Genomic DNA, 9,854 nt, shown 5'->3' with positions numbered 1-9,854 from the left:
GGACCGGAGTGAACGCACCACTGGTGTTCGGGTTGTCATGCCAATGGCATTGCCCGGTAGCTAAGTGCGGAAAAGATAAGTGCTGAAAGCATCTAAGCACGAAACTTGCCCCGAGATGAGTTCTCCCTGACCCCTTGAGGGTCCTGAAGGGACGTTGAAGACGACGACGTTGATAGGCCGGATGTGTAAGTGCAGCGATGCATTGAGCTAACCGGTACTAATGACCCGTGAGGCTTAACCTTACAACGCCAGAGGCGTTTTNGCTGAGAGGCCGGAAGAAGAATTTTCAGCATTGTTTACCGGATTCAGTTATGTCCTGCGGATTGAAGTCCGAAGGATTTTGCGCTGAAGCAAGGCGGCAAAAGAGACGGAAGGAAGGAGCATACATAAGTATGTGACTGACTTACGCGAATGCAGCCAACGCAGCAGCAGTGCAAAAGACACAGGACAGAGCAGAAAGAATTTGCCTGGCGGCTGTAGCGCGGTGGTCCCACCTGACCCCATGCCGAACTCAGAAGTGAAACGCCGTAGCGCCGATGGTAGTNTGGGGTCTCCCCATGCGAGAGTAGGGAACTGCCAGGCATCAATCAAGTGAAGAAGCCCTGAACGAAAGTTCAGGGCTTTTTTACGTCTGAAAATCAGAGAAACTTACAGAACCATAGCTGTGTGATTTATCGCGCAGATTTTGGTGTTATCCAATACGCGCGATAAATCGCGCCGCTACATCTGTCACATTTTGTCATTCAGATATTTGCCCGCTTCACCTGACGGGCCAACAAATGCTTTACTCAATGCTTTGGCGTTTATTATCCGCAAGGAAAAGAGGAAAGCATGACAGACTCTCTACAACAAAAAGTGGTACAACACGACACAACGGCCATCAGCAAACAACGCATCTGGGCGATTGTGGGGGCCTCATCAGGTAACCTGGTCGAGTGGTTCGATTTCTACGTTTACTCTTTCTTCTCACTCTACTTTGCCCATATCTTTTTCCCATCGGGCGATACCACCACACAATTACTGCAAACCGCAGGCGTGTTTGCTGCTGGCTTTCTGATGCGTCCTATCGGTGGCTGGCTATTTGGTTATATCGCCGATCGGCACGGCCGCAAAAGTTCCATGCTGATCTCAGTCTGCATGATGTGTCTCGGCTCACTGGTGATTGCCTGCTTGCCAGGATATGGAGAAATTGGCATTGCCGCCCCTGTGATCCTGTTGCTGGCGCGAATGTTCCAGGGGCTGTCCGTGGGGGGCGAATATGGCACCAGTGCTACCTATATGAGTGAAGTGGCGCTGGAAGGTCGCAAAGGGTTCTACGCCTCATTCCAGTACGTGACCTTAATCGGTGGGCAGTTACTGGCGGTGCTTACCGTGGTGGTTCTGCAGCAAATTCTCAATGATGAACAACTACATAGCTGGGGCTGGCGTATCCCATTCTTCCTGGGTGCTATTCTGGCGGTCGTCGCTCTCTGGCTACGCCGCTCGCTCAATGAAACTTCAGAGAAAAAACACCGTGAGCATCGTGATGCTGGCAGCATTACGGGCCTGCTGCGCAATCACTCGCGTGCTTTTCTGATGGTTCTGGGCTTCACTGCCGGTGGTTCATTAAGTTTTTATACCTTTACCACCTACATGCAAAAATACCTGGTCAATACAGCAGGGATGGATGCACGCAGCGCAAGTGCATTGATGACCGGGGCGTTGCTGGTATTTATGTTGATTCAGCCGATTATCGGCGCGTTATCTGACAAAATTGGCCGACGTGCTTCGATGATCATTTTTGGTGCTGGCGCGGCGATTTGTACCGTACCGATTCTGACGCTGCTACAAAATGTGCAGAGTGGCTGGCTGGCATTTTTTCTGGTGATGCTGGCATTGATCATCACCAGCTTCTATACCGCCATCAGTGGCATTCTGAAGGCAGAGATGTTCCCGCCAGAGGTACGTGCATTGGGTGTCGGGCTATCTTATGCGGTGGCAAATGCTATTTTTGGCGGTTCCGCCGAATATGTCGCCCTGCTGCTGAAAAAAGAAGGCGTGGAAACCAGCTTCTTCTGGTATGTGTCCGCGATGGGGGCATTAGCGTTTCTGGTTTCACTGATGCTGCATCGCAAAGGGAAGGGGATTAGGTTGTGAAATGTCGGCCGCTCTTCAGGGAGCGGCCAGGAGATTACAACAGACGACTGATCAGACGATCGATACGGATCCGGCGCAGACGGCGAATCAGCTTGCGCACTTTGGCCGGATAATCGGCAATACTTTCCAGTTCACGGAAATGCTGCACCACCGTGGTGTGGGTACGGATCAAGGCCAGTTCCCGCTCGCGTTGTTCAGCCAGCTGATTCAGCGGGTCATGGATAAGCACCGCGTTTTCCAGATCGAGCCGCCAGGCGCGTGGGTTAAGGTTATTGCCGGTGATCATCATCCATTCATCGTCGACCCAGATGCCTTTAAGATGGTAGCTATTTTCACCATCTTTCCACAGACGCACCGTCAGCTGGCCATTGTTGACGTAATACTGCAGGCGGCTCAGGAAACGGCGCAGGTTAATCTCGTAGAGATAAGGCAGCGCACCGATAATCTTGAAGGGCTGCTCTGGTGGGATATAGAAGTCATTAGCCGTTTTGTCCCCGACGATGATCTCAACCTCTTTCCCCTGACGCAGCAAATGGATCAGATTGCGTACCAGGATAGCGGGCAGGTTGAAATAAGGCGTGCATAGGGTGAGTTTACGCTCAGCGCAGGGCATTAAATGGAAGATGGTTTTATTCAGCAGGCTACGTTTGCCGAGGCCCACCAGTGGTGTCACCGTCAGCGTTTCGTTGCCAGCATTGCCGGTAAACTGATAGTTGAAACCACGCAGATCCTGACGGAACTGGCGGGTTTCATTTTTGATTTCCGGGCTGGAAGGTCGTTCCGACTGATCAAGACGGTGCACCGCATCTGACTGCTTCAGATTCTCACAGACCCATTGATACATGGTATCGGCCAGCTGTGGGTTGCGGATCAGTTGGTAGCGGTCATAACGGTATTTATCATGCTGATGTAAATAGACATCGTTCAGGCTGGCACCGCTATACAGCAGGGTATCGTCAATGATAAAGCCTTTCAGATGCAGTACGCCCAGCGCTTCACGCGTATTCACCGGGATGCCATAAACCGGAATGGCGATATCCGGATGTTGCGTCGCCATCTCGCAATACCAGTCGGCATTGGTGAAGCCACGTGCTGCACCGATGCGGCCACGTTGCGCACGATGCCAGTCCACCAGAATGCTGATATCCAGTTCAGGACGCGCCTGACGCGCAGCATACAGTGCCTGCAGAATGCCACGTCCGCCATCATCATTTTCCAGGTAGAGCGCAGCGATACAGATGCGTTTTTCTGCAGCGGCAATTTTCGTCAGCAGGGTTTCGCGAAATTCAGCAGGCGAGTAAAGCGTGGTCACATCCGACACGGATTGTGACAGTTTAGGCAGCTGTGCGAGGTGTTGTTGGTGTTTATTGCGTTTGAATTTAGACAACATCACGGTGCACTTCTTCTCTGTTCATTGCATGGCCTTTTGCCATCAAATCATGATCCTAACGCTCGATAATAACATTAACCGGCGGGCCAGGGGGGATTTTTACCTTTCTCTACAAGGTTAGTCGATGACATCATTTAAGGGTAAATTGAGGCTGACAATTCCGTCATCCAGTTGAATATTCACACGAAAGTTAAGTTTTCGTGCCAGCGTGATCATGCCGGTATTATGCGGCATGGTGATACCGTTCAATTGTTGCAGACCGTGATCGCGGGTATAGCGAATCATCTTTTCCAGCAGGCGTCTGCCCATGCCCAATCCTTTAAGGTCTGAACGCACCAGCACAGAAAACTCGGCATCAATGTTATCGGCATCAGAAATGGCACGCGTTACGCCAATAATCTCTTGCTGGCCTGCCTGCCGACGCACCGCCACAATCGCCATCTCTCGGTCATAATCGATCTGCGTCATATTGGCCAAATCCTCATGAGTGAACTCGTTGATCTCACTGAAATAGCGGTAATAGAGATCTTCTTTGGTGACCTGCGCGATAAAATCACGCAGCAGCGGTTCATCTTCAGGCAGGATGGGACGGAACAAACAGTGCTGACCATCTTTCAGCTCGACCTGCTCCTCAAGGTGATGGGGATAGGGGCGAATTGCCAGCCGGGCTTCGTTATCGCCGTGGAAAGGGGCCAGCTGCAGCGTGACATCCAGCAGCGTAAATTCATTCCCGGCGGCGAGTAGCGGGTGGATATCCAGTCGCTGAATCTCCGGGCAATCCACTACCAGGTTAGAAACCTGCACCAGTAATTGACTCAGCGCAGGAATATTTAACGGTCGCAGGGCGCTGCGGCTGCGCACTTTGCCACTCTTCATCGCCTGGATGACCAGATAACGTGCCAGCGTCATATTGAGCGGTGGCAGGGCAACGGCGGCTTGCTTATCCGGCTGCCATTCAACGCCACCTTCTCCCAGCATAATAATCGGCCCGAACAATGGGTCCTGTTCTACTACCACGCGTAATTCCTGCGCACCGGCGCGATTGGCCATGCCCTGCACCAGCAGGCCATCAATACGCGCGTGCGGATGGGTTTGACGCACGCGGTCGAAAATGGCTTCGGCGGCCTGCTCCACTTCTATTGCGCTGCGCAGATAAAGCATCACCCCCTGTACCTCGGATTTATGTGGGATATCTGGTGAACGGAGTTTGAGTGCCACGGGGTAGCCAATCTGCCCGGCAATGTTGGCTGCGGCAGAACTGTCAGCCGCAATCCAGGTTGGCAGGGTTGCCAGACCGTAGGCTTCCAGCACGGGCTGCACTTCGTGGGTATCCAGCGTGGTGATGCCCTGATCGAGTGCCTGCTGAATCAACTGATGTGCCTGCGCGCTATTCTGTGTCAGCCCCAATGGCAATGCGGGCGTTTCGCGCAGCTGCTTCTGATTGCGACGATACTCCACCTGATGCATAAACGCGGTCACTGTCCCTTCCGGGGTGCGCCAGGTGGGGATACCTGCTTCGGTGAAGGCGCGTCGTGCGCCCTGCGAGGAGAACTCGCCGCACCAGTTAGTCAGCAATGTCACCTGCTTGCCACGCGGATGGCGGGCGATTGCCGCGATGATTTGCCCGGCTGTTTCGCTGGCGGGGGATACCGCGCTTGGCGCGTGGATGATCATCAGTGCATCCAGCTCATGGCTATCAAGCAGCTTCTCAATGCAGGCGACGTAACGCTCCGGGGTCGCATCATCTTTCAAATCAAGAGGATTACTCCGCCCGACACCTTCTGGCAGTAGCGCCTCCAGCGCCTGCAAAGTCTCTGCGCTCAGGGTCGCCAGTTTACCGTTACGCGCGTAAAGTTCATCCAATGCGAGGGCCGCCGGGGCGGCACCATTGCTGATGATCATCAGACGATCGCCGCGCAGCGGGCGCATATGGCTGAGTGATTCGACGGCGGAAAACAGTTCATGTGTATCCTGCACGCGCAGCAGACCGGCACGCTGAATGGCCGCATCCCAGGCGGCATCCAGCCCACTATGGGTGCCAATCATCGCCTGGGCCTGATGGCTGCGACCACTTTTGATCACCAGGATCGGTTTATTTCGCGAGGCGCTACGTGATGCAGAAACAAAGCGGCGCGCATCGCTGAGGTGTTCCAGGTACAGCAGAATGGCGCTGGTTTTGCCGTCGCGCGCCAGGAAGTCGAGCAGGTCATCAACATCAATATCGAGACTGTCTCCGAGGGCAATAAACCAGGAGAACCCCAGGTTGCGCTGCTGCGCCCAGTCGAGGATGGTGTTCGACACCGCTGCGGATTGTGAAATAAAGGCAATGCGACCTTTGGCAATGGGCACAGGCGAGAAGCTGGCGTTCAGTCCTTGCCAGGGTGCAAGCAATCCAAGGCTGTTGGGGCCGAGCAGGCGGATCTGCCACTGGCTGGCGCAGGCTTTCAGTTCTTCCAGCTGGCTGGCCGGTGCCGAGAGGATAATGCAGGCTTTGCAGCCTTTTTCGCCCAGTTGCTGCAACAGTTCGAGGTTACGACGGGCATGGGTGCAGATGACGGCAAGATCCGGGGCGAAGGGCAGGCTGGCGATGTCCGGCCAAGCCAGCACGCCGCTCACGGCTTTATATTTTGGCGTCACCGGTAATACCGGGCCACTAAAGCCCCCCGCCAGCAGGTTACGCATCATAAAGTAACCAGCCCGACCGGTTTTCACCGAGGCACCAATTACCGCAATGGATTTAGGTCGTAACAGCGCTTCCAGTCCGCGTTGGCTCATCATGCACTCCTGACATGGGGATTTGCATGATTGTAAACGCTTTTGACGCCGTTTGCCGATTCACCGATCGCAGCCTGCTACAGGGCTTCGTCCAGCGCGTGCACAGGATGATGTGGCTTTCCGGCCAGATACGCCTGGCGGAATTGTTCGAAATGCTGATACAGGGCGCTGGCGGCCGCGCCGTCTCCTGCTTGCTCCAGCAGCGCGGCGGCAACTTCGGCCGTGCAGTGCTGGCCTTCAGCGTGGGCTTCACGCAGCGTGTAACGTGAAGGCGTGGTGACATTCAGCGACATCACTGGAAAACCATCCAGCCACGGGCTTTTGCGGAACATTTTACGCGCCTCAGTCCAGGTGCCGTCGAGCATAATAAACAGCGGCGGCTTGCCGGTGGTTGGCGGTTCGGTCAATACCGCACGACCAGGGTCAGCATAGGAGGCGGGGAACACCACCAGCGGCTGGTATTCGCTCATCTGCACCGCCTGTAATAATGCTGCATCCGGCTCGGTGCGCGACCAGCCAAATGCCAGGGTGTCTGGCAGAATATCGGCGATAAGGCGTCCGGTGTTGCTCGGTTTCATCGGTTCGGTATCAAACATCACCAGGCAGAAGCGGCTACGCGCGGTTTGCGGTTGTAAACTGGCACAGACGCAATGCTTATGCGGCAGAAGACAGCCCTGACAGCGGATAACACGATTTCCACGTGCCAGAAAAGGACGCGTGGCGCGGGCAAGACGTTGCGTACGCAAACGCAGGACAGCATTCTCAGACATAACACTCAGGCGGGCAGAAAAAACGCAATTGTAATGGAATTGCCGCAGAAAGGTAATATGGCCAGCGCAAGGCTGGCCAGGGGCAGGATCACAGCGATTCGTCGAGCCATTCATTAAACGGCGCTTTTGGCATGGCACCGTTGAGCATATCCACCACTTCACCCTTCTTAAACAGCATGATGGTGGGAATGCTGCGAATGCGAAAACGCGAGCTGAGTGCCGGTTCTGCTTCGGTATTTACCTTCACAAAACGCACTTTGCCACGACGCTCATCGGCGACATCTTTGAACACCGGTGCGAAGTTGACGCAAGGACCACACCACGGTGCCCAGAAGTCGACCACCACCGGCAGGTCATCCTGCAAATATTTATCCAGCGTTGCAGCCGTTGCGCTGACTACTTCACCGTTGAACAACTCACCGCCGCAGCGGCCGCACTTGGCTCCATCGGCAATGCGTGCTTCGGGCACGCGATTGGTTGCCTGACAGGAGGCACATACCGTATTCATAGTTACCTCAACCGGACCTGTAAAACTTACGATTGCCGAGCATTATGAAAGGGTTGAGTGCTATGCTCAATCTGGATTGCCCAATAGGTTCAATAGTTGATAGCTAAGCGCCTACACATCAGGTAATCTTCGCGCTCTCAATGCTGGAGGAACAGATGAACGACGAATTTAAAGGCAAAAGCGGCAAGGTAAAAGTGATGTATGTACGTGGTGAGGATGAGGGTCAGAAAGGCTCGCGTGCGCCAAACCCCCGTACCGGCAAAGGCGGCCGTACTGCTGCGCGCCAGGAAGATAATCGTCGTTCCGGGCCTCGCAGCGGACGTAATAATGAAGAGGGTGGCCGTAACGCCGGTCCTCGCGGCGGACGTAATAGTGAAGAAGGTGGCCGCAGCGCCGGTCGTCGCAATGACCGTGAACCCTCGCGTGGCTACGAAGATTCACCGTGGCGCACCGTTTCGCGTCCTCCTGTCACGGAAGAAAACCTGTCTGATGAGGCGGGTAGCAACAAACCTGCCATCGATCCGGAGCAAATTCGCCGTCAGCGTCAGGAAGAGACGCGCGTTTACGGTGAAAATGCCTGTCAGGCATTGTTCCAGAGCCGTCCTGAAAGCATCGTTCGTGCCTGGTTTGTGCAGAGTGTCACGCCGCGTTTTCGCGAAACCCTGCGCTGGCTGGCGGCCAATCGTAAAGCCTATCACGTGGTTGAAGATGCCGAACTGGCGAAAGCCTCAGGCACTGAACACCACGGCGGCGTTTGCTTCATCATTAAAAAACGCATGGGAATGGCGGTTTCTGAATGGTTAAGCCAGGCCGAAGCCAAAGATTGCGTGCTGGCGCTGGAAGATGTCAGCAACCCGCATAACCTCGGCGGCATCATGCGTAGCTGCGCGCACTTTGGCGTGAAAGGTCTGCTGGTGAATGACGCATCTCTGCTGGAATCCGGTGCAGCGGTTCGTACCGCTGAGGGTGGGGCAGAGCACGTCCAGGCGATCAGTGGGGAAAGCTTCTCCGCCGGTCTGGAAGCGTTCCGTAAAGCGGGTTACACCATCGTGACTACCTCAAGCCATGAAGGTACACCGCTGGCGAAGGCTGAATTGCCGGCCAAAATGGTACTGGTGCTGGGTCAGGAACGTGAAGGTCTGTCCGACAGCGCATTCCAGCAGGGCGACATGAGCCTGTCGATTGGCGGCACCGGTAACGTGGAAAGCCTTAACGTGTCAGTGGCAACCGGCATCCTGCTTGCCGAATGGTGGCGACAGAACGCATAAGGCCATAGTGGTCTGATCGTACCCGGAAATAACAAGACAGGCATGGCAGGTTATGTTCTACTGGATGTTCTTAAAGTAAGTTCATAATGCTATGCCTGTTTTTTCAGCAGTGATACAGATACGTACTTAGCTCTTTATTGATTTTTACTTGCGACTTAATTCTTCCACATCAAATTTTATTACAGGACTAAAAACCACTATATTTGATAAAAAATGAAAGGAATCTCTTATGCGCAGTTATTCGGAAATCGCAAGACGCATAGCAAAAATCATATTATCACCTGAATCAGCCATCGGTTTTTTTAGCGGCGTTCTTTCTGTGCCCACTGATATTGGATATCTGGCTTTTGGTTTTATTGATACTGAAAGTCGCCATCAGAGAAGAACTGAAAAAATAAGGATGCTAAAGGCAATTCGCCACGGAATTCTTGAAAATCATAATTTTGTTAAGACTATTGAAATTGTACTAAGTCGTTTCAATAAGAGTGTTCCTGAATCGAAGCAGAACGCTATATATCGTAAAACAATGGCTTCAGTAGCGGGAAGAACGCTAACAAACTCGCTGATTGCTGGAAGACTTGCTACAGTAATTGCGCAGCGTAGTTCTTTTCTGATCACCATTCGAGGTGGCCTTATAGGTAACACCTTGTTATTAGGTGGCATGGTTGAACGCTGCATCTACACTTCAGAACGACTCCAGCAGAACAATCCTGATATTTATCATGCTTTGCGATACCGGGATTTTGACCTGCTTTATTTTCTTCTTGAGCCTGCGCTAAATCCATTTATCGAAGCGCTTAATGTCAGAAGAACACAGGGGCAGACGGTATTTGAAAAAATTCTTGATATGGTTGAGAGTGAAATTCATGCGAGAAGATAAACCACCTAAACTAAACCTCGGAAAGCGAGTTATGTACACGCTAATAGAAGCTTCGGGTTCGATTATCGGAGGACTATTGGTTTTAGTGTGTTGCTACTGGTTTTTTCATTATGAAACATGGCATGAG

7 protein-coding genes, 1 rRNA gene and 1 other annotated feature are annotated in these 9,854 nt (G+C 53.2%); of the genes, 4 read left to right on the top strand and 4 right to left on the bottom strand.

Translation table 11 applies throughout. The features are described 5' to 3' along the window. Positions 1-229, top strand: a sequence feature (23S ribosomal RNA rRNA prediction is too short). A gap of 237 nt (positions 230-466) precedes the next feature. Both rrf and CUN67_RS15520 read left to right on the top strand, forming a co-directional pair. Then, positions 467-582: ribosomal RNA gene (gene rrf, locus CUN67_RS15525) — 5S ribosomal RNA — on the top strand. Between the two features lie 249 nt (positions 583-831). After that, positions 832-2,136, top strand: coding sequence for an MFS family transporter (locus CUN67_RS15520; RefSeq protein ID WP_208716220.1), 1,305 nt, complete (start codon positions 832-834; stop codon positions 2,134-2,136). Between the two features lie 34 nt (positions 2,137-2,170). Here CUN67_RS15520 and pssA read toward each other — a convergent pair whose 3' ends face one another. From pssA to trxC, 4 genes are all read right to left on the bottom strand, one after another. Then, positions 2,171-3,526 (bottom strand): CDP-diacylglycerol--serine O-phosphatidyltransferase, encoded by a 1,356-nt coding sequence (gene pssA / locus CUN67_RS15515; RefSeq protein WP_208717237.1) that lies wholly within the window; start codon positions 3,524-3,526, stop codon positions 2,171-2,173. Between the two features lie 117 nt (positions 3,527-3,643). After that, positions 3,644-6,301, bottom strand: a complete 2,658-nt coding sequence (locus CUN67_RS15510; protein ID WP_208717236.1) for a bifunctional acetate--CoA ligase family protein/GNAT family N-acetyltransferase — start codon at positions 6,299-6,301, stop codon at positions 3,644-3,646. Positions 6,302-6,378: 77 nt separating this feature from the next. Next, complete coding sequence (locus tag CUN67_RS15505) at positions 6,379-7,071, bottom strand: tRNA-uridine aminocarboxypropyltransferase (RefSeq protein WP_208716218.1); 693 nt, start codon at positions 7,069-7,071, stop codon at positions 6,379-6,381. A gap of 88 nt (positions 7,072-7,159) precedes the next feature. Further along, positions 7,160-7,579, bottom strand: a complete 420-nt coding sequence (trxC, locus tag CUN67_RS15500; RefSeq protein WP_208716217.1) for a thioredoxin TrxC — start codon at positions 7,577-7,579, stop codon at positions 7,160-7,162. A 155-nt stretch (positions 7,580-7,734) separates the two neighbouring features. On the opposite strand from trxC, the gene CUN67_RS15495 reads away from it, so the two are divergent. Both CUN67_RS15495 and CUN67_RS15490 read left to right on the top strand, forming a co-directional pair. Then, positions 7,735-8,847: a tRNA/rRNA methyltransferase gene (locus tag CUN67_RS15495; protein WP_208716215.1), complete on the top strand. Its 1,113-nt coding sequence runs from the start codon at positions 7,735-7,737 to the stop codon at positions 8,845-8,847. Positions 8,848-9,076: 229 nt separating this feature from the next. Beyond that, positions 9,077-9,727 (top strand): hypothetical protein, encoded by a 651-nt coding sequence (locus CUN67_RS15490; RefSeq protein WP_208716214.1) that lies wholly within the window; start codon positions 9,077-9,079, stop codon positions 9,725-9,727. The last annotated feature ends 127 nt before the right edge of the window (positions 9,728-9,854 follow it).

This window comes from Pantoea cypripedii, from assembly GCF_011395035.1.
Lineage (GTDB): Bacteria > Pseudomonadota > Gammaproteobacteria > Enterobacterales > Enterobacteriaceae > Pantoea > Pantoea cypripedii_A.
Note: the sequence above shows the minus strand (reverse complement) of the source record. Positions and strands in the feature narration are given on the sequence as shown.